Origin of the sequence: Janthinobacterium sp. TND4EL3, from assembly GCF_900156175.1 — a bacterium.
Classification (GTDB): domain Bacteria; phylum Pseudomonadota; class Gammaproteobacteria; order Burkholderiales; family Burkholderiaceae_D; genus Janthinobacterium.
In genome coordinates, this window is record NZ_FTMV01000001.1 from 83,431 (window position 1) to 108,544 (window position 25,114).

Sequence of the window (25,114 nt, forward strand, 5' to 3'; positions counted from 1 at the left end):
GCATCAAATTGGCCGCCGGCCCTGGCATTGCGCCACTTTGCCCCCACATGTGATGCAGCCCCACCGACTATCCGAATCACCTACCGCAGAGATCCCATACCGCATGAGCACATTTGAAAAAGTCAGCAGCAACTTCATTCCAGTCTTGCAGGCGACCATCGAGCAATACGTCGACCCCGCCACGGGCATGCGCCATATCCACATGCATACCGAGCAGGCTGAAATGGTGTTCCTGGTGGCCTTTCCCACTGTGCCCGAGGTCAGCGACGGCCGCGCCCACATCCTCGAACACCTGGCCCTGTGCGGTTCGGCCCGCTACCCGGTGCGCGACCCCTTCTTCTCGATGCTGCGCCGTTCGACGGCCACCTTCATGAATGCGATGACCTATCCGGACCGCACCGTCTACCCGTTCGCCAGCACGGACCGCAAGGATTTCTTCAACCTGCTCGACGTGTACCTCGATGCGGCCTTCTTCCCCAACCTCGATTACCTGAACTTCCGCCAGGAAGGCTGGCGCCACGCCTTCGAAGGCGACAAGCTCGTGTACCAGGGCATCGTCTTCAATGAAATGAAGGGCGCCTTCAACAGCCCCATGCGCGCGCTCGACAGCGGCATCGCCAGCGCCTTGCTCAAGGGCACGACGTATGAAGTGGAGTCGGGCGGCGATCCCCTCGTGATCCCGGAACTGACGCACGCCATGCTGAAAGAATTCCACGCCAGCCACTACCACCCGTCGCAAGCCGTGATCATGACTTCCGGCAATATCGAAGCGTCGGCCGTGCAGGAACAGGTAAGCGAGCGCGTGCTCTCCAAGCTCAGCGGCTTTAGCCCGCGCCGCCTGCCGCAGCTGGCGCCCGCGTGGACGGCGCCGCAGGAAAACGTCGTCAACATTCCGTCGCAGGAAGCGCGCGACGACGAATTCGGCCTGCAATTTGCCTGGCTGATGGGCGAGTCGAGCGACCCCGTCGCCTACTACCACGCGCATCTGCTGTCGCACGGCTTGCTGGGCGAATCGTCGGCGCCCGTCATGCGCGCCATGGAATCGGCCGGCTATGGCCGTCCATCGGACATGAATGGCCGCGACGCGGGCATCCGCCAGATGGTGTTCCACATCGGCATGGAAGGCTTGACGGAAGAACAGATCGCCGATGCGCACCAGCGCATCTGGACGGCCCTGGAAGAAACGGCGCAAGAGGGCATACCCGCCGCCGTGCTGCACGCGGCCTTGCGCGACATCAAATACAGCCAGCGCGAAATCAGCAGCGGCCGCATGCCTTACGGCCTGGGCCGTTTGCTGCACGCCTTGCCGCTGGCCATGTACGACGGCAACGTCATGGACGCCTTCGACAATGCGGCGATTTTGGAAACGCTGGAACAGCAGATCGAGGACCCGGCATTCTTCAAGCAGCTGGTGCGCGATCTCATTGCCAACCCGACCCGCTTGACGACGCGCGTGGTGCCCGATGCCGCCTTCTTCACGGACCGCGCCGCGCAGGAAGACGCCACATTGGCGGCCCTGCAGGCGAAGCTGACGGATGCCGAGCGCGAACACATCGTCGCCGAATCGGCCGCGCTGGAAGCGCATCAGCAACTGCCGTCGAATTCGGAAGTGCTGCCGCGCATCCGCCCGGGCGACGTCAGCGCATCGCCGCGCCCGGCCTTGCCGATTCCACCGGCCGTCGACGGCGCCGTGGCGTTTTCCATCGCCTCGAACGGCATCAGCTACGCCAACGTGCTGTACGACGTGTCGGGCCTGCCGGAAGCGTCGTGGCCATGGCTGCGCCTGTACACGGACCTGGCGCCGGAACTGGGCGTGGGCGACATGTCCTTCGACGACGCCAGCGCCTGGCGCCAGAGCATGGTGCCCTCGTTCCACATCGGCCTGGAAGCCATTCCCCGCCCGCAACAGGCGATGCGCGTGGAATTGTCGTTCTCGGCCAGCGGCTTGCGCGAAGAACACGCAGCGATTGCCGCCGTGCTGTCGGCCTGGATCGCCAAGCCCCGCTTCGACGAAGAAGAGCGCCTGGCCTTCCTGATCGAAAGCCTAGTGCAGGACAAATTAAGCAGCCTGGCAGAGTCGGGCAACCGCTACGCCATGCTGGCCTCGACGGCGCCGCTGTCGGCCACGCGCCGCTTCGACGACATCGTCGGCGGCCCCGCCGCCCTGCCGTTCTACCGCCGCTTGCAGCAGCTGAGCAAGACCTCCGAGGGCTTGCAGGAAATCGCGCGCGAGCTCGACACCCTGCACGCGCACATCATCGCCCAGCCGCCGACCGTGCTGTGCGCAGGCCTGGAGCAGGATGGAGAAATCCTGGCCCGCCTGCTGGACTTGCCGGCCGCCACCACTGGCGCGGCCGCGCCTGCTGAAGCAGCAACGCCGGCAGCATTGCCGCTGGCTAATTCGGCCCTGCATGCGACAAGCCAGATCAACCATTGCTTCGTTTCCTGGGCCGTGCCGGGCGTGCATCATCCGGACGCCTCGGCCCTGGCCGTCGCCGCCGAACTGATGACCAACCAGGTGCTGCATACGGCCCTGCGCGAAAAGGGCGGCGCGTATGGCGGCAGCGCCAGCTACGCGGCCGGCGCCGGCACGTTCACGCTGAGCTCCTACCGCGATCCGCGCCTGGCCGGCACGTTCGCCGACTTCGGCACGACGCTGGACCAGATCCTAGCCGGCGATTTCTCGCAAGAGCAGGTGGAAGAAGCCATCATCTGCGTCATCAAGGGCCTCGACAAGCCGCATTCGCCGTACGCGGAAGCGCTGACGGCGTGGAACATGCAGCAACGGGGCACGACGGAAGCCGTGCGCCAGCAATTCCGCACCGGCGTGCTCAATTGCACCCTGAGCCAGATCAAGGAAGTCACGCGCACCTGGCTGAAAAACGGCCAGCAAAGCCGCGCCGCGTTTGCGGGCAACACGACGCAAGACCTGGCCGGGCTGGACGTGGTCGATCTGCTGGCGCTGGCCAGCTAAGCGCGCTGTACCGGATTCAATACCGCAACTATTGCGGTATTGAATCCGCTTCCATGTACATCAATTCCCATTGATGTCCATCCAGATCCTGGAAACTGTGGCCATACATGAAGCCGTAATCGATCGGCTCCTTGTAGATGCTGCCGCCCGCCTGAACGGCTTTGGCCACCAGCGCATCGACCTCGCCGCGGCTCTCGGCCGACAGGCACACGAGCACTTCCGTCGCCACCGTGGTATCGCACAGCTGCTTGGGCGTGAATTGCTTGAATTTGTCGTGCGTCAACAGCATCACGAAAATGTCGTCGGTGACGATCATGCAGGTCGCCGTTTCATCGGTGAAATGGGCGTTGAAACTGAAGCCCAGCGCCGTGAAAAACGCGACGGAACGTTCGAGCGACTGGACGGGCAGATTGACAAAGATTTTGCGGGCCATCATGTCTCCTTGTGGGTCGTATGAGTAGTTGCTGCCCGCCGATTCTACACCGGCTGTTTACCCGCCCGCGCGTCCCACGGTCTTCGGCGCGTAGCCGAAATAGCGGCTGAAGGCGGCGCTGAAATTGGGCGGATGGCGGTAGCCCGTCTGCCAGCCCGCCTGCGCCACCTGGCAACCATTTTCCAGCAGCAACTTTGCCCGCTGCATGCGCAGCGCCAGCAGGGTGCGCTGCGGGCTGTCGCCATAGCGGTAGCGCCATCCCTGCTTGAGCTTGAACAAGCTCAGGCCCGCCTGCGCGCACAGGTAATCGAGCGTGAGTGCCTGCGCCATCTGTTCCTGCATCAGCGCGTAGGCGCGCTCCAGTTTGATGATGTCGGCCTCGCTCCAGCGCGGCATGGCAAGCGGCGGCGGCTGCAAGCCCCGCAGCTGTTCCGCCAGGATACTGAGCACGCCGATATGCACGGCCAGCGGGTCCGCCGCGCGCAGCAGGGCGCGCGCGTGCTGGGCGACAGCTGCCGTGGTGGCCGCATGCGCCAGCTGGCGCGCGCCGCCATGGGGCAGCAGCGATGCCAGGCCCTGCGGACAGTAGCGCGCCAGCGCCTGCTCGTCGACCAGCACGCGCAACTGCGCCGCCCGTTGCTGCGCCTCGAAACGGCGCTCGCCGCTGACGTGCTGGAACACCGTCATGGTCGTATGGCCGCCCTGGAAACGCAATTGCCCGCCATCGCGCGTGACGTAGCCGGAGGCGCCTGCCAGCCCGATGGTGATCACCATGCCGCCCCCGTCGTCATGCTGCGATGGCTCGACGAGCGCCAGCCGCGGCCGGTAGTCGGAATGCACGAGCAGCACGCCCTGGTCGACCTGGCGCTGGTCGGCGCGGCACTCTTTCAATCCCGGGTCCAGCTGGCGCCGCGTCCAGCCTGCCGCAGCCCTGTCCTGTTCCATCATCGCTCCTCCCGTTTTCCCGCGCGCCGTCCCGCATACGAAAAACGCCGCGCCGCATACAAATGCAAATGATTATTATTCTCATTGTTGCATAAAATGACGCTGATGCCTACTTCACCGAAAGGAAGATCATGTCATTTGATACGCAACACGCCCTGCAGCCGTACTGGGACCTGGCCGTCGCGCCCGTGCAGGCGGACGGCCTGGCCGCCGCCCTGGAACTGGGCATACTCGATGTACTGACCGTGCCGCACACGCCGGCGCAACTGGCGCAGGCCCTGTCGCTGCATGCGCCGCACACGGCCCTGCTGCTCGAATTGCTGTGGAGCATGCAGGTGCTGGAGCGCGACGGGGCCGATGCCGGTGCGCAGGCCAGCGATCAACGCTACCGCTGCACGGCCGCCACCGTGCAGTATTTCTGCCGCGACTCCCTTGCCTTTTGCGGCGACGCCTGGCTGTACCGGCTGCACGCGCTGCGCCATTTCGCCACGCAGCTGAACGCGCTGGTGCGCGACGGCGGCAAAGCGGCGCCGTACCGCGCTGCCAATGGCAGCAACTGGGCCGCCGCCGCGCAGCAGCAGATCGGCCAGGAACAGCGCGCCGTCACCATGCGCGCCGCGCTGTCCGTGATGCAGCGCATCGCCCCGTTCGCGGCACGCGCTACGCCCATGAACTTGCTGGACCTTGGCGGCGGCCCCGGCTGGGTGGCCATTGCGCTGGCGCAAGCCCACGCGGGCGTGCACGGCTGCGTTTTCGACTGGCCGGAAACGGTGGCCGTGGCGGCCGCGAACATCGCCCATGCGCAACTATCGGACCGCCTGGAAACGTTGGGCGGCGACCTGGACAGCGACGATATCGGCGGCGATTACGACCTCGTCTGGTGCTCATCCGTGCTGCACTTCGTGCCCGACATGGCGGCGGCCTTGCGCAAGATCCATGCGGCCTTGAAACCCGGCGGCGTGTTCGTCTGCGTGCAGGCGGAAATCGCCGCGACGGCGGGCGAGGCGGCGCGCGTGCTGCCGTATTACTTGCCGATGCGCATGCTGGGCCGCGCCGTCACGCGCCAGGGAGAACTGGCGCAGCTGCTGCGCGACACGGGCTGGCAGCAAGTAGAGCAGTACGGCGCCAGCGATTTTCCCATGGCGCCCGTGCAAGTGCTGATTGCTCGCGCCTAACAATTACCATTTAGTAATTATCTTTTTTATAGCAAAAAAGGACGCAAATGCGCTAAGCTGTGCCGGCATTGATCGATGTCATCCGCAGCACTGTGCTGCCTTCACAAGGAACCCATCATGAGTCAAGCTATTGCAGGGAAAGTCGTCGTCATCACCGGTGCCAGCAGCGGCCTCGGAGAAGCCACCGCGCGCCATCTGGCCGCATTGGGCGCCTGCGTCGTGCTCGGTGCGCGCCGCATGGATTTGCTCACTACCATCGCCGAGGAAATCACGGCCGCCGGCGGGCAGGCCGCCATTTCCCAGACCGACGTCACCCAGCCCGAGGATCTGAAGCGCCTGGTCGACACGGCCCTGGCCGTGTTCGGCAAGGTCGATGTGATGATCAACAATGCGGGGTTGATGGCCATCGCGCCGATGAGCGCCCTGAAGGTCGATGAATGGAACAACATGATCGATATCAACATCAAAGGCGTGCTCAACGGCATCGCCGCCGTCCTGCCGCATTTTCAGGCGCAGAACAGCGGCCACTTCATCAATATCTCGTCGGTGGCGGGGCTGAAGGTCTTCAGCCCGGGCGGCACCGTCTACAGCGGCACCAAGTTTGCCGTCAGCGCCATTTCGGAAGGCTTGCGCCACGAGCTGGCGGCCAGCGGCGGCACCATCCGCACCACCGTCATTGCACCGGGCGCCGTCGACACGGAATTGAGCGAGGGCAGCAGCCACGCCGAGAGCGCCAAGGCCGTCAAGGAGTTCTACCAGATCGCCATTCCCGCCGATGCCGTGGCGCGCGCCATCGCGTATGCGATCGAGCAGCCGGCCGACGTCGATATCAATGAAATCGTGCTGCGCCCCACGGCACAGGCGTTTTAAGCGGCGTCTTGCTGCAGCGACTCGACGATCAGGGCCGCCAGCCGCTCGACGGGAGGCCCGGGCACGTTTGATGCATGCAGCAATTCCAGCGTCAGCGGGGGCAGGGCGGGCAAGCCCGCCTCCGCGTGGTCGAGCACGCGCACGGACGGCGGCAAGCCCAGGCCGGTACGCACCGTCACGCCCAGCCCGGCTGCCGCGGCCGCCCACAGTCCAGCCAGGCTGGGGCTGGTAAACGCGATGCGCCAGGCGATGCCGGCCCGGTCCAGCGCCTGCGTGGCGCAGCGCTGGAACAGGCATTCGCGGTCGAACATAATCAGGGGCAAGGCTTCGCCCGGCTCGGGCCGCCATGCCAGGCTGGACGAGGCGATCCAGCGCATGGCCGGCTCGGCGATGCGCCGGCGCAGCTGCGGCGGATAGGCCGCCACGTCGGCGATGCACGCGCCGCCCCACAGCAGGGCCAGGTCCAGCTGGCCCATGGTGAGCCGGTCCATCAGTTCCGTGTTGCGCGCCACGTGCGCCTCGATGCGCACCTTCGGATGGGCGCGGGCAAAACGCCCCAGCACGTCGGGCAGCAAGGCTTCGCCGAAATCCTCCTGCAGGCCGAGCTTGATCCAGCCGTCCAGTTCCACGCCGCGCAAGGCGACGGCCGCCTCGTCGTTCAGTTCCAGCAGGCGACGCGCATAGCCAAGCAGCACTTCGCCGGCCGGCGTCAGTGCCAGCCCCCGGCCATCCTTGCGGAACAGGGGCAGGCCCGCCTGCTCCTCGAGTTTTTTCAGCTGCGCACTGACGGCCGAGGTGGAGCGGCCCACCTTGTCGGCCGCGCGGGCAAAGCTGCCCAGCTCGATGCCAGCCACATAGCTGCGCAGGAAGGCGATGTCAAAATTCAGCTGGTGCATGGCGTGACGGCAATCGTCCTGTTTTATGGGATGGTTTGATGTAAATAATCTGATATTCAGAATGATCGTAGCGCGCCACACTGCCAGGGTCAACCACTTTCCCGTCCCTGCCATGCGTACCAGCTGCCAAGCCATTCCTGTTCCTGTCTCCGTCACCGCGCCGGGCGACGCCCACCGCTGGAAAGTGCTGGCCGTCGGCGTGGCGGCCAACGCCAGCTTTTCCGCCGCCGCCAACGGCATGCCCACCACGGCCATCTGGCTGCGCAGCGGCTATCACCTGAGCAATACGGAACTGGGGGTGGCGCTGGGCGCCATGGGCCTGGGCGTGGCGCTGACCGAACTGCCATGGGGCATGGCCACCGACCGCTGGGGCGACCGACCCGTGCTGCTGACGGGCTTGCTGGGCACCATGCTGGCACTGCTGGCCCTGCTGCTGTGGATCACCCCCGCTGACGGGTCCGTGCCGCCCTTATGGGCGCTGTCGGCGGGGCTGGCCCTGGTCGGCGTGCTGGGCGGCAGCGTGAACGGCGCCAGCGGGCGTGCCGTGATGCGCTGGTTCGGCGCGGGCGAACGGGGTTTCGCCATGAGCATCCGCCAGACGGCCGTGCCGCTCGGCGGCGGCCTCGGCGCGCTGATCCTGCCCAGCCTCGCGTCGCGCCATGGCTTCATGCCCGTGTTTGGCGCCCTGGCCCTCGTATGCGGCCTGTCGGCGTTTTTGACATGGCGCTGGATGCATGAGCCTCATTTCTCTGCCGAGGCCGCCACGGCCCCGCAAAACGCGTCCAAACGCCTGTTGCAGGGCAAGCCAGGGTCGCCCCTGAAGAATCGCCGGGTCTGGCGCATGGTGGCCGCCATCGGCTTGCTGTGCGTGCCGCAGTTCGCCGTGCTCAGCTATGCCACCGTCTTCCTGCACGATGACGGCCACCTGGGCCTGGCGGAAATCACGGCCGTGATGGTGGCCCTGCAGGCGGGCGCCATGATCATGCGCATCTGGAGCGGGCGCCACACGGACCGCCGCGCCAACCGGCCCGCCTACCTGCGCGGTTCGGCCCTGGTGGCGCTGGCCGCGTTCATGCTGCTGGGACTGGCCGCCGCGTGCGATGCGCCGGGCTGGCTGCTGATGGCGGGCGTCGTCGCCGCCGGTATCGCCGTGTCCGCCTGGCATGGCGTGGCCTACACGGAGCTGGCCACGGAAGCGGGTGGCGCCAGCGCGGGCACGGCCCTGGGTATGGCGAACACGGCCGTCTACGTGGGCCTGTTCCTCACGCCCGTCACGCTGCCGCACGTGCTGGCGGCCAGCAGCTGGGCCGTCGTGTGGTGGCTGGCGGGGCTGGTGGCGCTGGCCGCCCGGCCCCTGTTTCCCAAGCCTTAAGGCAGCGGCGAAATGCGATAGACGCAGCGCATCGCGTTCGCCAGCACGTGCTGTTCGCGCACGATGCTGGCGCCTGGGCCCACCACTTCCTGGAACAGCTGCAGTTCCGAGCGGCAAAAGCCCTGGCAGGTGCGCGCGGCGGCGCAGATGGGGCAGTGGTCTTCGATCAGCAGCCAGTCGCCGCCGTCCGCTTCCACGCGCGCCATATACCCCTCTTCATCGCGCACGGCCGCCAGTTGCTGCAAGCGCGTGGGCAAGTCCGGCGCCGAGCATGCGAGCGCGTACGCGCTGCGGCTTTCCTCTTCGCGCTGCGTGATCAATTTGTCCAGCCCCGCCTCGCCGAACAGCTGGCGCACGGAGCCGATCAGCTTGATCGTCAGCTGCGCATGCGTATCGGGAAAGCGCGCATTGCCCGCTTCCGTCAAGACCCAGTTCTGGCGCGGCCGGCCCGCGCCCGCCTGCGCTTCCTGGCGCCCTTCGATCAGGCCCGCCGCCACCAGCTTTTGCACCTGCTGGCGCGCCGCCTCGCCCGTCATGTCCAGGGTCTTGGCCAGGGTCGCCGTGGAGACGGGTCCCTTGGTCTTGATGAAATACAGGATGCGCTCCGTCGTTTGCGGCGCCTCGCTATTATCCAAACGTTTACTTGTGTAATTCATTTCGCTCAACTATCATGGGGCCAGTTAACCAACTAATTGCTTGCATAATAGGCCGGTAGCTCCCCGCTGTCGAGGAATTTCCACGCCTGCACGTCGGCAAGGTACTCTTTTGACAGGATTTTCCCATGCAACTGTCTCACTCCATCTGGCTGTTTCACGCCATCCTCGCCACCGGCCTGGCCACCTGGCTCACCCTGGCTGCCATCAACAACCTGCACGCCTTCCACGGTTCCGTCTGGGCCATCGGCAACACCATGCGCATGGACCCGTTGCGCCAGGACCCGACCATCCAGACGCCGCTGCTGCGCCGTGCGCTCACCTCATTGACCTTGCACCGGCTCTCGCTGGGCGTGGTGCTGGCGCTGCAACTGCTGGCCGCCATCGCCGCCTGGACGGGCGTGGCGCTGTTGCTCGGCGATGGCCTGGCCGCCGGCTTGCCCTGGCTGAACCTGGCCCTGTGCGCCATGGCCGCCTTCTTGCTGCTGATGCACCTGGGCGGCCTGTGGTTCGGCTACTGGATCGCGCAGGAAGGCTTGCAGACGACGCACCTGGTGCTGCTGCTGTGGACCATCGCCCTGTTCGTCCTCTTCAACGCGCAGCGGACCTGACCAGCCTCCGCTGCGCCTCTTCTTTCTCCCTTTTACTGCTGTAAAGGACTTCATCATGAATACGAAAATCGTCGGCGCTTCCGCGCTGGCCATCACGCTCGCCATCGCGGGCGCCGCCCTGTATCCACGGGCAGATTCGCATGCGGCCGATGCCGCCGCCTACCCGGCCACCAAGGTGGCGCTGGTGCCCGTCGTGCTGGGCACGCAGGAACGTTTTTTTACCGGCGTGGGCGAACTGGAAGCGGCGCGCCAGGTGCAGGTGGCCGCCGAAACGGGCGGCCGGGTCACGCAGATCCTGTTCGAATCGGGACAAAGCGTGGCCGCTGGCGCCGTGCTGGTCAAGCTCAATGATGCGCAGGAACAGGCAGCCCTGCTGCGCCAGCGCGCACAGCTGAAAAACGCGGAAAGCAGCCATGCGCGCACGGCGCAGATGGTCAGGGACAAGGCGGCCACGCAGGAGCAACTCGACAGCGCCCTGGCCGCGCGCGACGCGGCCTTGGGCGACGTGCGCCAGACGGAGGCGCTGATCGCGCAAAAGACCATTCGCGCCCCGTTCGCGGGCCAGCTGGGCATCCGCAAGGTGCACGCGGGCCAGTACCTGAACGCGGCCGACACGGTGGCCAGCCTGATCGACACGAAGTCGCTGCTGGTGAACTTCGCCCTCGATGAACAGAGCAGCGCCAAGCTGGCGCCGGGCCAGGCCGTGCAAGTGCTGGTGGACGCATATCCGGGCGACGTCTTTACGGCGAAGATCAACGCCATCGACCCGCTGATCGCCCGCTCGCGCATGGTGCAGGTGCAGGCGGCGCTGACCCATCCCCGTGGCGCGCTGAAAGCGGGCATGTACGCGAATGTGCGCGTGGCGCGCGAGGCGGGCCAGCAGCTGACGGTGCCGGAAACGGCCGTGACCTACAGCGCCTACGGCGACACGGTGTTTGTGGCGCAGCAGGAGGGCAAACAGCCGCTCACCGTCAAGCGCGTAGGCGTCAAACTGGGCGAGCGGGCAGGGGGCCGTGTCGCCATCTTGGACGGTTTGCGCGAAGGGCAGCGCGTGGTCGCTTCGGGCCAGCTGAAACTGGCCGACGGCATGGCCGTGCAGGCAGTCGCCAACACCCTGGACGAGGCCAAGCGCGCCGCGCCCAAGGCCGGTTCGTAAGGAAAGGCCGCCATGAAATTTACCGACCTATTCGTGCGCCGCCCCGTGCTGGCGCTGGTGATCAGCACCCTGATCCTGATGCTGGGCGTGATCGCCATCCTGCAACTGCCGATACGCCAGTATCCGATGCTCGAATCATCGACCATCACCGTGAAAACCACGTATCCGGGCGCCTCGGCGGAACTGATGCAGGGTTTTGTCACGCAGCCGATTGCGCAAGCCGTGTCGTCCGTGGAAGGCATCGATTACCTGACCTCGTCGTCGGTGCAGGGCAGCAGCACCGTCACCGTGCGCATGGAACTGAACCGCGATTCCACGCAGGCATTGACGGAAGTCATGGCCAAGGTCAACCAGGTGCGCTATAAATTGCCGGAGGGCGCTTTTGATCCCGTCATCGAGCGTTCGGCCGGCGATTCCTCGGCCGTGGCCTACGTGGGCTTTGCAAGCGAGAGCGTCTCGGCGCCCGCGCTGACGGACTACCTGGCGCGCGTGGTGCAGCCCATGTTCGCCACCATCGACGGCGTGGCGAAAGTCGACGTGTATGGCGGCCAGCAGCTGGCCATGCGCCTGTGGATCGACCCGGAAAAACTGGCGGCGCGGGGCCTGACGGCGGCCGACGTGGCCGATAGCGTGCGGCGCAATAACTACCAGGCGGCACCGGGCAAAGTCAAAGGGCAGTTTGTCGTCTCCAACATCAGCGTCAACACGGATCTGACCAGCGTGGCCGAGTTCCGCGACATGGTCATCACCAAGGGCGGCGATGACAGCGCATCGCTCGTGCGTCTGAAGGACGTGGGCACGGTGGAACTGGGCGCGGCCGCGACGGAAACGAGCGGCATCATGGATGGCGTGCCGGCCGTGTACCTGGGCCTGTCGCCCACGCCCGGCGGCAACCCGCTGGTGATCGTCGACGGCATCAAGAAGCTGCTGCCCGAGATCCAGAAAACCCTGCCGCCCGGCGTGAAAGTGGAGCTGGCGTTCGAGACGGCGCGCTTCATCCAGTCGTCCATCGACGAGGTGGCGCACACCCTGCTCGAAGCGCTGCTGATCGTCGTCATCGTCATCTATTTGTGCATGGGTTCCTTGCGCTCGGTGCTGATTCCCGTCGTGACGATACCGCTGTCGATGCTGGGCGCGGCGGCGCTGATGCTGGCCTTCGGCTTCAGCATCAATCTGCTCACCCTGCTGGCGATGGTGCTGGCCGTGGGCCTGGTGGTCGACGACGCCATCGTCGTGGTGGAAAACGTGCACCGGCATATCGAGGAAGGCAAGACGCCCGTGGCCGCCGCGCTGGTCGGTGCGCGCGAAGTGGCCGGCCCCGTGATCGCCATGACGATCACGCTGGCGGCCGTGTATGCGCCGATCGGCATGATGGGGGGCCTCACGGGCGCGCTGTTCAAGGAATTCGCGCTGACCCTGGCCGGCGCCGTGGTGGTGTCGGGCGTGGTGGCCCTGACCTTGTCGCCCGTGATGAGCTCCTTGCTGCTGCAGCCGAAACAATCGGAAGGGCGCATGGCGCGCGCCGCCGAGCATTTCTTCGAAGGTCTGACCAGCCGCTATGCGCGCCTGCTGGACCGCTCGCTGCATCACCGCTGGCTCAGCGCCGGTTTCGCCGCGCTGGTGATGGTGAGCCTGCCGTTTTTGTACCTGCTGCCGCAGCGCGAACTGGCGCCGGCGGAAGACCAGGCCAGCGTCTTGACGGCGATCAAGGCGCCGCAGCACGCCAACCTCGATTACGTCGAGCGCTTTTCGTACAAGCTCGATGCCATCTACAAGAATATCCCCGAAACGCACTCGCGCTGGATCATCAACGGCGGCGAAGGACCCGCATCGAGCATCGGCGGCATCAACCTCACGCCGTGGGCCGAACGCGCGCGCAACGCGGCCGTCATCCAGGCCGAACTCCAGCACGCCGCGGGAGACGTGGAAGGCACCAGCATCTTCGCCTTCCAGCTGGCGCCCTTGCCCGGATCGAGCGGCGGCTTGCCCGTGCAGATGGTCTTGCGCAGCGCGCAGGATTACGCCACCCTGTTCCGCACCATGGAAGACGTCAAGCAGCGCGCGCGCGATAGCGGCCTGTTTGCCGTCGTCGACAGCGACCTCGATTACAACAACCCCGTCGTGAAAGTGCGCGTGGACCGCTCGAAGGCGAACAGCCTGGGCATCCGCATGCAGGACATCGGCGAATCGCTGGCCGTGCTGGTGGGCGAGAATTACCTGAACCGCTTCGGCATGGATGGCCGCGCCTATGACGTCATCGCGCAAAGCCCGCGCGAACAGCGACTCACGGCGCAAGCGCTGACGCAGCAGTACGTGCGCGCCGACGACGACAGCCTGCTGCCCCTGTCCGCCGTCGTCTCGGTAACGGAACAGATCGAGCCGAACATGCTGACGCAGTTCAACCAGCAAAACGCGGCCACGTTCCAGGGCGTGCCGGCGCCGGGCGTGACCCTGGGCGACGCCGTCGCCTTCCTCGACGGCGTGGCGAAGACTTTGCCACCCGGCTTCAGCTACGACTGGCAGTCCGATGCGCGCCAGTTCGCCACGGAAGGCAATGCCCTGCTGCTGGCCTTTTTGGCGGCCGTCGTCGTCATCTACCTGGTGCTGGCGGCCCAGTACGAAAGCCTGACGGACCCGCTGATCATCCTGATCACGGTACCGCTATCGATCTGCGGCGCCCTGATTCCGCTGGCGCTCGGCTATGCCACCGTCAACATCTACACGCAGATCGGCCTCGTGACCCTGATCGGCTTGATCAGCAAGCACGGCATTTTGATGGTGGAATTTGCCAACGAATTGCAGGTGCATGAGCAGCTGGACCGCATCAGCGCCATCCGCAAGGCGGCGCAGATCCGCCTGCGCCCGATCCTGATGACGACGGCCGCCATGGTGGTGGGCCTCGTGCCGCTGCTGTTCGCTTCCGGCGCGGGCGCTAACAGCCGCTTCGGCCTCGGTGTCGTGATCGTCTCGGGCATGTTGATCGGCACCTTCTTTACCCTGTTCGTGCTGCCCACCGTGTACACCTTTCTGGCCCGCCGCCACACGGCCGACCATGCCACGCCGCGCGCCCGCGATTTGTCGCAGGCGCTGAAGGAATCCCCATGAAAAATTACCGCTATCTTATTGCCCTTTTCCCCGTGCTGGCCGGCTGCGCCGTCAGCCCCGCCTACGTCACGCCGGGCACGCCCGCCATCACCCTGGCCAGCCCCCAGCAGGCGCAGTTTGCGCCAACTCAAACAGCGGCCAGCAACGCCGCCTGGTGGACGTTTTTTGACGATGCACGGCTGTCGCAGCTGATCGCCAGCGCGCTCGAACACAACCTTGATATCGCGCAAGCGCAGGCGAATCTGCTGGCCGCGCGCGCCGTCTTCGACGAGCGCCGGCTCGATGAACTGCCTGCCGTCACGGGCCAGGCGGGATGGCAGCGCACGGTGCAACAGGACACGCCCGATAGCCGCGCCGCCAGCACGAATACGCGCGTGGGTTTCGACGCGCAATGGGAGATCGACCTGTTCGGCCGCCTCGCGCATATTTCCCGCTCGGCGCAGGCGCGCGCCGACGCGGCGCAGGCGGACTTGCGGCAAATGCAGCTGACGATTGCCGCCGAGGTGGCGCGCAATTACTACGAGGCCCTGGGCTACCAGCAAAACCTGGCGCTGACGCAGGCGCAGATACAAAGCTGGCGCGACACGGTGGCATTGACCGACGCGCGCATCCGCGCCGGCAGCGGCTTGCCGGAAGAACGCCACAACGCGCTGGCCAACCTGGCGCGCAGCGAGGCGGCATTGCCGCCGTTGCAGGCGGGCCTGCGCCAGGCGCAGTACCGGCTCGATGTCTTGAGCGGCCAACGACCTGGCACAGACACTGCGGGCGCCATCGCCCTGGCGACGACACCGCGGCAGCAGGCGCCGCTGGCGGGCCAGCTGCCGCTGGGCGACGTGAACCGGCTGATCAAGCAGCGGCCCGACGTGGTGCGCGCCGAGCGCCTGCTGGCCGCCTCCAGCGAAGACGTGGGTGCCGCCACGGCCGACCTGTATCCGCGCCTGAGCCTCGGCGGCTTTCTGGGCTTCTTCGCCCTGCGCGGCAGCGGCGTGTTCGACGGCGGCGCGCGCGCCTTTGAGGTGGCGCCCTCCGTCAGCTATCCGGCCTTCCGCCTGGGCAGTGTGAAGGCCCGCCTGCGCGGCACGCGGGCCGAGGCGCAGGGCGCGCTGGCGCGCTATGAACACACGATGCTGCTGGCGCAGGAAGACGTGGAAAACGCCATCACGCAGCTGGCGGAAAACCAGACGCGTCTCGCGTCACTGCTGGCATCGGCGCGCCACGGCAACGCGGCGCTCGGCATCGCCACGACGCGCTACCAGGGCGGTGCCGGCAGCTACCAGGCCGTGCTGGAAAACCAGCGCGCCTTGTACGATATCCGGCGCGAAGCGCTGCAGGCGGAAACGGCGTCCTACATCGATGCGATCGCCCTGTACAAGGCGCTGGGATGGGGGCAAACTATGTAGCATTTTTTGCTCACGAGGAGATGCGATGTTCACGCAAGGCAGCTGGCTCAATCCACCGGAAACCTGGTCCGCCGACGGCGCGCAGTTGCGCGTGATGACGGATGAAAAAACGGATTTCTGGCGCAAGACTCAATATGGTTTTATCCGCGACAGCGGCCACTTCTTCGGCACGGAAATCGCCGGCGATTTTACGGCGCAGCTGCACGTGGCGGCGCAGTACTCCGCGCTGTACGACCAGGCCGGCATGATGGTGCGCATCGATGAACAAAACTGGATCAAGTGCGGCGTCGAATTCTCCGACGGCCAGCTGTTATTGAGCACCGTATTGACCTTGGACAAATCGGATTGGGCCGTCGGTATCGCGCCCGCCATGGCGGACGGTTTCTGGCTGCGCGTGACGGTGGAACAGGGCGTGATCCGGGTGCAGTATTCGATCGACGGCAAGCTGTGGCCGCTACTGCGCCTGGCGCCGTTTCCCGAGGCCCCCCGCTACCGCGTGGGTCCCATGTGCTGCACACCGGAACGCGGTGGGCTGGAGGTGGTGTTTTCGCAGTTTTCCACCGGTCCCGCGCTGCAAAAAGCGTTGCATGATTTGAGCTGATCTTCCAGCAAAAAATCGCAGCTGTTCATTCGTGCTGGTTGAGCGAGCGGTGCACGTCCTTCGACTCGTTGCGTCCCGGCCTGTCATCGGCCAGCTTGCCCGCTTCGCTGTGCGGCTGCTGCGCCACGCCCTTGACGCGGTCGCGGTGTTCCGGCTGTCCCAGGGTGGACAGGTTTTCCTGCTCCACGGCGTCGGGCGGCCCCTGCGGCGTGATCACATTGTTCGCCCAGTGGCCGCTGGCGACATTGCCGCTGGCGGGCTTGCCGCCGCCCTGGCTGGCATAGGCGTCGCCATCCGCTTGCGCGGCAGCGGTCTTGTCCGTGCCGCGATTGCGGGCCTGGTCTGCGGGCTTCAAGGGGGTATCGTTCATCGCGCTTCTCCTGCCAATAGTCGATAAAATCCCATCTTGAGCCGATAATTCCTACTACGCAGCCAGCGCGCGCCTAGTCTTCCTGTAGGAAAATGCCGCGCGCGGTGCTGCTTTACGCAGTCGCCGGCGCCGCCCACGTCTCGTGCAAATGGCGCCACAGCAGCTCGCCGGCAGGCGTTTTTTCATACAAGACGGTCGACAGCCGCACCGTGTTTTCTGCGCCGGGCATGGACTGGAATTCGCGGTAGGAGACGGTGGCGCCGGCCGCGCTGTCCTGTATCAGAACGAGATCCGAAATGCGCATCTGCAAGCCCGGGCGGCTGCCGCCGGCGCCCTGGAAAAACGCCGCCAGGCCAGCGCGATCGAGCTGCCTTCCGCCGGGCGCCACCATCGTGAAATCAGGCGAGAAACGGGCAAGCAAAGCAGCGCAATGGTCGGGCGCCGTGGCGCCGCCGGAGAGCCACTCGCGGATCAGCACATGCGTGGATAAAACATCGTCAAAACAGGGGGTCATGGCACGCATTTTTTACTTTCCTTAGGGCGGGATAAAAGGTCGAGAACGGCGCGGTTGTCGATGCGCAGGCACAGGGCCAAAGGCAGCACGCACGAGACAGCGGCGAGGGCGAAACAGCAGTGAAAAATGTGCGCCGCGCGCGCATGCAGGGCGGGGTCGTCCAGCGTCGCAATTGCCTGCGCCGCCAGCAGGCTGTTGAGCAGTACGCTCAGCAGCGCCACGCCCAGGCAAAAGCCCAGCTGGCGGTTGATATTCCACACGGCGCTGGCCTGGCTCAGTTGCGCGTCCGGCGTGCGCAAAAACGCCGTGCTTTGCGCCGTGCTGCTGCACAAGCCGCCGCCAAAACCCATCACGGCATATGCTCCCGCCAGCCAGAATAACTGGCCCGCCGAGTCCACCCGCAGCAGCATCAGCATGCCGGCCGCCTGCAGCAGCGCGCCAGCGATAAACAGCGGCTGCGGACCCACGCGGCGGTAGCTCTTGCCCGTCAGCGCAATGGCGCCAAACGAGGCCAGCGCCCATGGCAGCATCAAGGCGCCCGCCGTCGACGCCGGCATGCCCAGCACGCCCTGCAGGTACAGCATGGCCAGCAGGCTCACGCCCATGAAGACGCCCGGTACCAGCAGATACATCAGCATCGAGATGCGCAGCAGCGGCTCGGCGGCCAGGCGCAGGTTCAGTAGCGGCGCGGATTTGCGCAAGGCGCCGCGCACGTAGGCCCAGGCGCAGGCGGCGCCCAGCGCCAGCACGCCGGCGCCTGTCAGCAGCGCGCCCGGCGTGCCCAGCATGGTCAGGCCCAGCAACAGCAGCAACACCGCCGTGCTGCCCGCCAGCAGGCCGGCCACGTCGAGCCGGGGCACCGAGCCGGCCACGCGCGGCGGGTCGGGACGCAGCCAGCAGGCGGCCAGCAGCAGCGCCAGCGCGGCGATGGGCACGTTCAGGTAGAAAATCGCCCGCCACGACAGGCTGTCGACGATCACGCCGCCCAAGGCGGGAGACAGGGCGGGCGCCAGCAAGCCCACCAGCATGATGACGGAGGACAGGCCGGGACGCTCGGCAGGTTGATACAGCTGGTAGGTCATGCTTTGCCCGAGCGGAATGAGCAAGCCGCCACCGAGGCCTTGCACGCAGCGCCAGGCGATCAGGGCCTCGATCGATGGCGCCAGCCCGGCGCCCACGCTGGCACATAAAAAGATTAGCAAAGAAGACATAAACACGGTTTTGCTGCCATAATAAGCAGCAAGCCAGGCGCTGGCGGGGATGACGATGGTCAAGCCGAGGATGTAGGCCGTGCTGATCCAGGCCAGCTGCGCCACCGACGCGTGCAGGGCATGGCCGATGTCGGGGTAGGCCACGCTGGTGATGAACATGTTGATCAGGTCGACGAAAAACCCCAGCAGATAGATGGCGGCGACCTTTTTGCGGTAGTCCATGGTGCTCCGAATGGCAAACGGCCAGCTTAAGCGCCGCAGGCCGTTTGCGTAACGGGCCAGCCCCGATTACACTGTCAAATAATTTTTGACAAACCTCTGGAAGCCGCATGTTTACTCATTCTTATTTATGATCAGTCTCGACCGCCTGGGTATTTTTATTGCCATCGTCGACGCCGGCTCGCTGACGGCCGCCGCCGCCGTGCTGGGCCAGAGCAAGGCCGTCGTCAGTTTTAATTTGAAACAGCTGGAGGCGGAGCTGGGCGTGTCGCTGCTCACGCGCAGCACGCGCAGCCTGGCGCTGACGGACGTGGGGCGGCGCTTTTACGAGGATTGCCAGCGCGTGCTGAGCGAAGCGCACGGCGCCATCGAGACGGCGCGCCAGGGCCACCAGGGCTTGCGCGGCACCCTGCGCCTGACCACCACCGTCGAATACGGCAGCCGCACGGTGATCCCCGCGCTGATCGCCTTTGCCGCCGCCCATCCGCAGCTGCAGATCCAGCATTCGTCGTCATCCTCGCATGAAGACCTGATCTCGGGCCGCTACGACGTGGCCATCCGCATGGGTTCGCTCAACGATTCGAGCTACCGCGCCGCGCTGATCGAGCCGTATGCGATCTGGCCCGTCGCCTCGCCCGCCTACCTGGCCAGCCTGCCGGGCCAGGGCATCGCCACCTTGCCCGACTTGCAGCGCGCGCGCTGGCTGGCGCACAGCCGCCTGGCCTCGCCGCTGCGCTGGGAGGTGCAGACGCCGGACGGCCCGGCCGCCTTTGCCGTGCAGGACGACGCCGTCATCCAGTCCGACTCCGCCTCGGCCCTGCTGGGCTTTGCCCTGGGCGGCTGCGGCGTGGCCCTGCTGCCGCAGTGGCAGGTGGAGGCGGAGGTGCGCGCGGGACGCCTGCGCCGCCTGCTGCCCGACGTCGCCTTTCCCCAGCAGGGCGTGTATGCCGTGTATCCGAACACCCAGCATATTGCGGAAAAGGTGCGCGCCTTTATCGACTTTTTGCGCGCTTTCGTGGGCACGCCCGCATAAGTTTCACGTGGCGCCACGGCGCCAGTGTCACGTCGTCAATACTTGTTGCATACAACGATTTCCAAGGGGCAAACGAGCGCCCATTTCGTTTTTCACGGCCTACACTGAAGGGACGTTGTTCACCGATTGGAGACCATCATGGCACATACATTGGCAGCAGTTTTCGCGCAGCGCGACATGGCCGAGCATGCGCGGCTAGACCTCATCACCGCTGGCTTTCCCAGCGCCAACATCCGCCTGCACGATGCGGGCAGCGACGCGGCGTCCGGCACGGCGGACGCCCGCCACGACGATGGCGAGACGCTGCTCGACAGCGTCAAGCATTTCTTTACTGACCTGTTCGGCAGCCACGCCGACCGCCACATCTATGCGGAAGCCGTGCGGCGCGGCCATATCGTGCTGACCCTGGAAGAGGCCAGCGACGCCGACATCCAGCGCGCCACCGACCTCGTCGAGCGCTATGCGCCCATCGACATCGATGCGCACGCGGACAGCTGGCGCGCCGGCGGCTGGCAGGGTGCGCCGCACTACGACAGCGCGATGCGCCAGGGCGCCAGCATGCAGTCGGGCGCGCCGTCGCAGCAGGGCATGCCGGCCGGCAACGTGAACCGGCAGGATGCCTCGTCATCGCAGCAATTTGCCGGCAGCATGCCGCCGGAAGGAGCGCGCGGCGGCGCCACCGTGCGCCACTATCCCAGCGCCGACAACCTGCCGCGCACCAGCGACGACGACGAGCAGTATTACCAGGCGCACTGGAACCGCGTGTATGCGGCCAGCGGCGCGCGCTTCGAGGACTACGATCCCGCCTACCGCTACGGCCACTCGATGGCGGGCAGCGACAGCTACCGCGGCCAGCACTGGGAGCAGGTCGAACCCGAGCTGCGCAGCAACTGGGAACACACGTATCCCCAGTCGGCGTGGGACGACTTCAAGGCGGCCGTCAAGCATGGCTGGGAGCGCATGACGTCCTGACGCGCTGCGGGCCGGCCCCGTCCTTCAGCGCCCCTCGTGCGTGAGGTGCAGGAAGTGGTTCAGGATATGGAAGTGGTCTTCGAAGAATTCCTCTTCCATGGCCGGCAGCACCGTCACCGGTACCCATTGCGCCAGCGCCGCGTCGTCGGCGGCCGTCACGGCCGGCAGCTGGCGCGTCTTCAGGTCGAAATAATGCGCATGCGTGATGGTGCGCCCGCGCTGGCTGCGGTCCGGGTGGTCGAACACGGCCACGCCGACCAGCGCCTCGACGAGGGTGGGCGCCAGCACGCCCAGCTGCGTCTCTTCCGCCAGCTCGCGCAGGGCGCCCTGCAGCAGGCGTTCGCGCGGCTCCAGGAAGCCGCCCGGCAAGGCCCACAATCCCTTGCCCGGATAGCCGCCGCGACGCACGAGCAGCACGTGGCCGCCCGTCTGCACCAGCGCGTCGACGGTGGTGAAGATGGGCGGATACGGCGCCACCTTCCAGCGCGCCTTGTAGGCCTCGATGGCGCGGTATTCCTGCACCAGCGGCGCGTACCACGGCAATAAGGTCCACGCCTTCAGGTACTGGCCGATGGCCGCCGGCAGCAGCTGCGCCACGGCGCTCAGCGACACGTTCACGTCCTCGGCCTCGAACAGCACGTTGCGGATGGCCGTCGCGCCTATCGGTGCGCCGGGATCGATCTCCAGGTTCAGCAGCTGCCAGTGCGGAAAATGGTGCAGATAATAGCTGGTGGCGTCCTTGAAGCAGGCCACCAGGGTCACGCGCTGCGCCCGTGGCACGGCGCCGGCCACGGCGTGCCGCACGGCGTCGGCCCACAGGCCGTCGTCGTAGTAGTCGCGCACGGCCACGTAATGCACGCGGTCGCGCTGCGCCTCGGGCAGGGTGGCGGCGATCATGGCGGCCCGCTCCTGCCACGTGAACGGGTTCTTGGGACTGCGCGCATGGAAGGCGGAACCGAGCACCACCACCACCTGAGACGCCGTCGCCAGCGCCTTCTGCAGCAAGCCGGCATGGCCGTTATGGAAAGGCTGGAAGCGGCCGATCAGGATGGCCGCGTCGGCTGGATAGGCGAAGGTCATGCGTCGTCTCCGGTGGGGTAGTGGGCGGCGATCGGCAATTGGCGGCCGCTGCCAAAGGCGCGCGAACGCACGCGGATGATGGGCGCCGCCTGGCGCCGTTTGTATTCGTTGCGGGCGACCATGCCGAGGATGCGCGTCACGAGCGCGCGCCCCTCGTCCGTCTCGCGCAGCTGGTCGACCAGGGTCAGCGCCTGCGCGCTTTCGGCCGCCGGCAGGCGCCGTCCCTCGATATGCCACTTCAAGATTTCATCGAGCACCGGGTACGGCGGCAGGCTGTCGGTGTCGCGCTGGCCCGGCGCCAGCTCCGCCGACGGGGGTTTTTCGAGCACGGCGACAGGAATCAGTTCGCGCCCGGCGCTGGCGTTGATGTGGCGCGACAGGGCGAACACCTCCGTCTTGTACAGGTCGCCGATCAAGCCCAGGCCCCCGTTCGTGTCGCCGTACAGGGTGCAGTAGCCGACCGAGATTTCGCTCTTGTTGCCGGTGGTGAGCAGCAGGGCGCCAAACGCATTCGAGTATTCCATCAGTATCGTGCCGCGCACGCGCGCCTGCAGGTTTTCCAGCGGCAGCCCCTGCAGCTTGCCGTCGAAGGCCGCCGCGTAGCCGGCTTCGTACTGCGCCACGATGTCGCGGATGGCATGCGTGTACAGCGCGATGCCGAGGTTGGCGCACAGGGCGACGGAATCGGTGACGGAGCCGGCGCTGGAAAACACGGACGGCATGGTGATGGCCACCACGCTGTCGGCACCGAGCGCCTCGACGGCCAGGGCCAGGGTCAGCGCCGAATCGATGCCGCCCGAGCAGCCGACGACGACTTTACTAAAACGGCAGCGGCGCGCGTAGTCGCGCAAGCCAAGCACGATTTGACGCCGCGCAAACTCGACGGCGGGGATGCCGTCCGGGTCCGGCACGGGGAAGGGCTGACCATCGGGCCGCGCGAAACGGCCATCGGCAAAGCGCAGCAATGGAAAATCCTCGACGAAGCGGGCCGCCTCGAATTGCAGGCCGTCGCCCGGCGAGATGGCGAACGAGGCGCCGTCAAACACGAGCTGGTCCTGGCCGCCCACCTGGTTGACGTACAACAAGGGCAGGTGCACGCGCTGGCAGGCGGCGCCAAACACGGCGTGGCGCTGGGCGCGCTTGCCGATGTCGGACGGGCTGGCGTTGATGCTGACGATGAGGTCCGGCCGCGCCGCGTGCAGGGCCTCGAACGGATTGACGGCGTAGGCGCGGCCGTCGTCATTCCAGCCATCCTCGCAGATCATGAAACCGACCTTGCAGCCGGCGATAGCGAGGGTGCAGGCGCCGGGCGGGCCCGGCTCGAAGTGGCGGCCCTCGTCGAAGATGCCGTAGGTGGGCAGCAGCTGCTTGTAGTATTCGGCGACGATATGCCCGTCGCGGATGGCCAGCAGGGCGTTGTACAGGGGCTTGCCGACGCCGGGATTGGGCCGCGCCGTGCCGATGACGGTGACCAGCGCCGGCCAGCGCGTGGATGCCTGCAGCAGGGTGTCGAGCGCCTGCTGCATGGCGCGCAGGAAGGCGGCGTCCTCGAACAGGTCGCCCGGGTAGTACGCGCACAGCGACAGTTCCGGGCACACGAGCAGGTCGGCGCCATCGCCGCTCGCGCGGGCCATGCGCGCGGTGATGGCGGCGACATTGGCGTCGAAGTCGCCCACGGTGGGATTCATCTGGGCGAGGGCGATGGTCAGCATGGTGATCCTTCAATTGGTTCCGCTTGAAACCACTATCCTGCCTGAAAAATTTTCTGAGCGTACTGATGCAATCGTGCAAGCCTGCCGATCCTGCCCCTACAAGGTCTTGCGCCACGCCCGCAAGCGCGTGCGCGCATTCGCATACGGGGACGACGTATTGAACTGGATCATGCGCCCCATCGTGTAATGCGTGTACCACGGCTGGCCATACAATTGCGCATCGTCGTGCGCGTCGATCAGCGCCAGCAGCCGGTCTTTCGCCTGCTCCAGGCGCTGCAGCAAGTCGTCCATGCTCAGCTCAGCATAGTCCGCATAAAAGCGCTGCGCCAGTTTTCCCAGAGCGTTCCACGTGAAACCTTCGGCGGGAAAGGCGATGTCCTCGATGCGTTTGCCATCGCGCAGCTGCGCGTGCCAGTGCAAGACCAGCTCGTTCCAACCCACCAGGTAGGCCAGCAAATCGCACACGCTCATGCGCGTGCCTTGCACTTGCCCCTCCAGCACGGGATCGCGCGCCAGGGCCGGCGGCACGCACGCCAGTTCCTGCATCAGCTTGGCATACGTCGTGGTCATCGCCTCGACCAGCTCCTGCTTGCTGTTGGGGATCGCCATCACGCCGCCCGGATCACCGGCAAGCCGGCCGCCTGCCAGTCGTCGTAGCCGCTGCCGAGGCGGCGCGCAGGCAAGCCATGCTGGCGCAGGGCCGCCACGGCCTGCACGGACAGCACGCAGTACGGACCGCGGCAGTAGGCGGCGATTTCCGCGTTCGCGGGCAATTCACCCAGGCGGCGCTGCAAATCGTCAAACGGAATATTGATCGCCCCGGGCAAGTGGCCGGCGGCAAATTCCTGCGCGGGCCGCACGTCGAGCACGGTGATGCTGGCTTCCTGCATGCGTTCCAGCAGCTCGTCGCCCGTGATCGCTTCCACGTGGTCGCCCCGGCCCAGCGCCTGCAATTCGCTGCGCTGGTGCTGCGCATACACGTCGAGCGCGGCAAGCAGCTGCATGACCGGGCCGCTGCCCAGGCGGTACAGCACGCGCTTGCCGTCGCGCCGCGCCTGCACGAAACCGGCGCGCCGCAACTGCTGCAAGTGCTGCGAGGTATTCGCCACGGACAGGCCCGTCAACTCCACCAGCTGCTCCACCGCATGTTCGCCGTGCGCGATCTGTTCGAGCAGGCGCAAGCGCGGCGCGCTGCCTAAAATATGGGCAAATCCGGCGGAACCGGTGAGCAATTCGATATCGGCATTTTTCATTGACATGATGCTAGCACCCTTATAACATTCAAGCAATTAATTGAATGTTATAAGGGAGACACGATGCAAATACTCTGGCTCGATGCGCTGGCGATCGGCGTGGGCGCGACGGCGGTGATGGACATATGGGCGGTGGCATTAAAACGTTTCTGGTGCATACCCTCGCTGAACTTTGCCATGGTGGGGCGCTGGCTCGGTCATTTGTCGCGCGGCACTTTGCGCCACGTCAACATCGCCCAGGCGGCGCCCGTGCGCGATGAAGCCATCCTGGGCTGGACGTTTCACTATGCGGTCGGCGTGCTGTTTGCGGCCATGCTGCTGGCGCTGGCGGGACAGGAGTGGGTGCAAGGGCCGACGTTCGCGCCGGCCTTGCTGGCGGGCCTCGTGAGCGTGGCCGCGCCATTTTGCATCTTGCAGCCGGGCATGGGCGCCGGCCTGGCCGCCAGCAAGACGCCGCATCCGGCGGCTGCCCGCCTGCGCAGCCTGATGGCGCACACGGCGTTCGGCGTCGGCCTGTACCTGGCGGCCCTGCTGTGGTCCACCGTGCGCTGACTTGTCC

The 25,114-nt window shown here is 66.3% G+C and carries 23 protein-coding genes; 12 read left to right on the forward strand and 11 right to left on the reverse strand.

The window, feature by feature from the left end:
* Positions 1 to 103 precede the first annotated feature (103 nt).
* A complete protein-coding gene (locus BXA07_RS00390; protein WP_076564677.1) occupies positions 104 to 2,974 on the forward strand; it encodes an insulinase family protein in 2,871 nt (956 codons plus the stop codon).
* Between the two features lie 28 nt (positions 2,975 to 3,002).
* On the opposite strand, the gene BXA07_RS00395 is transcribed toward BXA07_RS00390, so the two are convergent.
* Positions 3,003 to 3,407, reverse strand: a complete 405-nt coding sequence (locus BXA07_RS00395) for a VOC family protein (RefSeq protein ID WP_076564679.1) — start codon at positions 3,405 to 3,407, stop codon at positions 3,003 to 3,005.
* Positions 3,408 to 3,464: 57 nt separating this feature from the next.
* A complete protein-coding gene (locus tag BXA07_RS00400) occupies positions 3,465 to 4,355 on the reverse strand; it encodes a helix-turn-helix domain-containing protein (RefSeq protein ID WP_076564681.1) in 891 nt (296 codons plus the stop codon).
* Positions 4,356 to 4,483: 128 nt separating this feature from the next.
* On the opposite strand from BXA07_RS00400, the gene BXA07_RS00405 reads away from it, so the two are divergent.
* A complete protein-coding gene (locus BXA07_RS00405; protein WP_076564683.1) occupies positions 4,484 to 5,527 on the forward strand; it encodes a methyltransferase domain-containing protein in 1,044 nt (347 codons plus the stop codon).
* A gap of 117 nt (positions 5,528 to 5,644) precedes the next feature.
* Positions 5,645 to 6,397: an SDR family oxidoreductase gene (locus BXA07_RS00410; protein WP_076564685.1), complete on the forward strand. Its 753-nt coding sequence runs from the start codon at positions 5,645 to 5,647 to the stop codon at positions 6,395 to 6,397.
* On the opposite strand, the gene BXA07_RS00415 is transcribed toward BXA07_RS00410, so the two are convergent.
* Positions 6,394 to 7,293: a LysR substrate-binding domain-containing protein gene (locus tag BXA07_RS00415; RefSeq protein ID WP_076564687.1), complete on the reverse strand. Its 900-nt coding sequence runs from the start codon at positions 7,291 to 7,293 to the stop codon at positions 6,394 to 6,396. The genes BXA07_RS00410 and BXA07_RS00415 overlap by 4 nt on opposite strands.
* A gap of 112 nt (positions 7,294 to 7,405) precedes the next feature.
* On the opposite strand from BXA07_RS00415, the gene BXA07_RS00420 reads away from it, so the two are divergent.
* The gene (locus tag BXA07_RS00420; protein WP_076565587.1) at positions 7,406 to 8,665 is read left to right on the forward strand and encodes an MFS transporter; all 1,260 of its coding nucleotides are present in this window, start codon (positions 7,406 to 7,408) and stop codon (positions 8,663 to 8,665) included.
* On the opposite strand, the gene BXA07_RS00425 is transcribed toward BXA07_RS00420, so the two are convergent.
* Entirely contained in the window at positions 8,662 to 9,321 is a 660-nt protein-coding gene (locus BXA07_RS00425) for a helix-turn-helix transcriptional regulator (RefSeq protein ID WP_076565589.1), read from the reverse strand. The two genes, BXA07_RS00420 and BXA07_RS00425, sit on opposite strands and share 4 nt — an antisense overlap.
* A gap of 125 nt (positions 9,322 to 9,446) precedes the next feature.
* On the opposite strand from BXA07_RS00425, the gene BXA07_RS00430 reads away from it, so the two are divergent.
* From BXA07_RS00430 to BXA07_RS00450, 5 genes are read left to right on the forward strand one after another with little or no spacing between them, the layout of a single operon-like run.
* Positions 9,447 to 9,929: a DUF2165 family protein gene (locus tag BXA07_RS00430; RefSeq protein ID WP_076564689.1), complete on the forward strand. Its 483-nt coding sequence runs from the start codon at positions 9,447 to 9,449 to the stop codon at positions 9,927 to 9,929.
* Between the two features lie 55 nt (positions 9,930 to 9,984).
* A complete protein-coding gene (locus BXA07_RS00435; RefSeq protein WP_076564691.1) occupies positions 9,985 to 11,085 on the forward strand; it encodes an efflux RND transporter periplasmic adaptor subunit in 1,101 nt (366 codons plus the stop codon).
* A 12-nt stretch (positions 11,086 to 11,097) separates the two neighbouring features.
* Complete coding sequence (locus BXA07_RS00440) at positions 11,098 to 14,190, forward strand: MexW/MexI family multidrug efflux RND transporter permease subunit (RefSeq protein WP_076564693.1); 3,093 nt, start codon at positions 11,098 to 11,100, stop codon at positions 14,188 to 14,190.
* The gene (locus tag BXA07_RS00445; protein WP_076564695.1) at positions 14,187 to 15,590 is read left to right on the forward strand and encodes an efflux transporter outer membrane subunit; all 1,404 of its coding nucleotides are present in this window, start codon (positions 14,187 to 14,189) and stop codon (positions 15,588 to 15,590) included. The genes BXA07_RS00440 and BXA07_RS00445 overlap by 4 nt, the downstream gene beginning before the upstream one ends.
* A gap of 25 nt (positions 15,591 to 15,615) precedes the next feature.
* Positions 15,616 to 16,191, forward strand: coding sequence for a DUF1349 domain-containing protein (locus BXA07_RS00450; RefSeq protein WP_076564697.1), 576 nt, complete (start codon positions 15,616 to 15,618; stop codon positions 16,189 to 16,191).
* A 25-nt stretch (positions 16,192 to 16,216) separates the two neighbouring features.
* Here the strand turns inward: BXA07_RS00450 and BXA07_RS00455 are convergent, their stop codons facing one another.
* From BXA07_RS00455 to BXA07_RS00465, 3 genes are all read right to left on the reverse strand, one after another.
* The gene (locus BXA07_RS00455; RefSeq protein WP_076564699.1) at positions 16,217 to 16,561 is read right to left on the reverse strand and encodes a hypothetical protein; all 345 of its coding nucleotides are present in this window, start codon (positions 16,559 to 16,561) and stop codon (positions 16,217 to 16,219) included.
* Between the two features lie 112 nt (positions 16,562 to 16,673).
* Positions 16,674 to 17,084 carry a DUF4440 domain-containing protein gene (locus BXA07_RS00460; RefSeq protein ID WP_076564701.1) on the reverse strand — a complete coding sequence of 137 codons (411 nt, stop codon included), beginning with the start codon at positions 17,082 to 17,084 and terminating at the stop codon, positions 16,674 to 16,676.
* Positions 17,072 to 18,508: an MFS transporter gene (locus tag BXA07_RS00465; RefSeq protein WP_076564703.1), complete on the reverse strand. Its 1,437-nt coding sequence runs from the start codon at positions 18,506 to 18,508 to the stop codon at positions 17,072 to 17,074. Before BXA07_RS00465 ends, BXA07_RS00460 begins: the two co-directional genes overlap by 13 nt.
* A gap of 127 nt (positions 18,509 to 18,635) precedes the next feature.
* On the opposite strand from BXA07_RS00465, the gene BXA07_RS00470 reads away from it, so the two are divergent.
* Positions 18,636 to 19,538: a LysR family transcriptional regulator gene (locus tag BXA07_RS00470; protein ID WP_076564705.1), complete on the forward strand. Its 903-nt coding sequence runs from the start codon at positions 18,636 to 18,638 to the stop codon at positions 19,536 to 19,538.
* 138 nt (positions 19,539 to 19,676) lie between these two features.
* Complete coding sequence (locus BXA07_RS00475) at positions 19,677 to 20,510, forward strand: hypothetical protein (protein WP_076564708.1); 834 nt, start codon at positions 19,677 to 19,679, stop codon at positions 20,508 to 20,510.
* A gap of 24 nt (positions 20,511 to 20,534) precedes the next feature.
* Here BXA07_RS00475 and BXA07_RS00480 read toward each other — a convergent pair whose 3' ends face one another.
* The 4 genes from BXA07_RS00480 to BXA07_RS00495 all read right to left on the reverse strand — a co-directional run bounded on the left by BXA07_RS00480 (position 20,535) and on the right by BXA07_RS00495 (position 24,561).
* Positions 20,535 to 21,590, reverse strand: a complete 1,056-nt coding sequence (locus BXA07_RS00480; protein ID WP_076564710.1) for a bifunctional nicotinamide-nucleotide adenylyltransferase/Nudix hydroxylase — start codon at positions 21,588 to 21,590, stop codon at positions 20,535 to 20,537.
* Positions 21,587 to 23,302: an NAD+ synthase gene (locus tag BXA07_RS00485; protein WP_076564712.1), complete on the reverse strand. Its 1,716-nt coding sequence runs from the start codon at positions 23,300 to 23,302 to the stop codon at positions 21,587 to 21,589. The genes BXA07_RS00480 and BXA07_RS00485 overlap by 4 nt, the downstream gene beginning before the upstream one ends.
* A 96-nt stretch (positions 23,303 to 23,398) precedes the next feature.
* Positions 23,399 to 23,911: a ClbS/DfsB family four-helix bundle protein gene (locus BXA07_RS00490; RefSeq protein ID WP_076564714.1), complete on the reverse strand. Its 513-nt coding sequence runs from the start codon at positions 23,909 to 23,911 to the stop codon at positions 23,399 to 23,401.
* The gene (locus BXA07_RS00495; RefSeq protein WP_244556135.1) at positions 23,911 to 24,561 is read right to left on the reverse strand and encodes an ArsR/SmtB family transcription factor; all 651 of its coding nucleotides are present in this window, start codon (positions 24,559 to 24,561) and stop codon (positions 23,911 to 23,913) included. The genes BXA07_RS00490 and BXA07_RS00495 overlap by 1 nt, the downstream gene beginning before the upstream one ends.
* A gap of 57 nt (positions 24,562 to 24,618) precedes the next feature.
* Between BXA07_RS00495 and BXA07_RS00500 the strand changes: the two genes are divergently transcribed.
* Positions 24,619 to 25,107, forward strand: a complete 489-nt coding sequence (locus BXA07_RS00500) for a DUF2938 domain-containing protein (protein ID WP_076564717.1) — start codon at positions 24,619 to 24,621, stop codon at positions 25,105 to 25,107.
* Positions 25,108 to 25,114 lie beyond the last annotated feature (7 nt).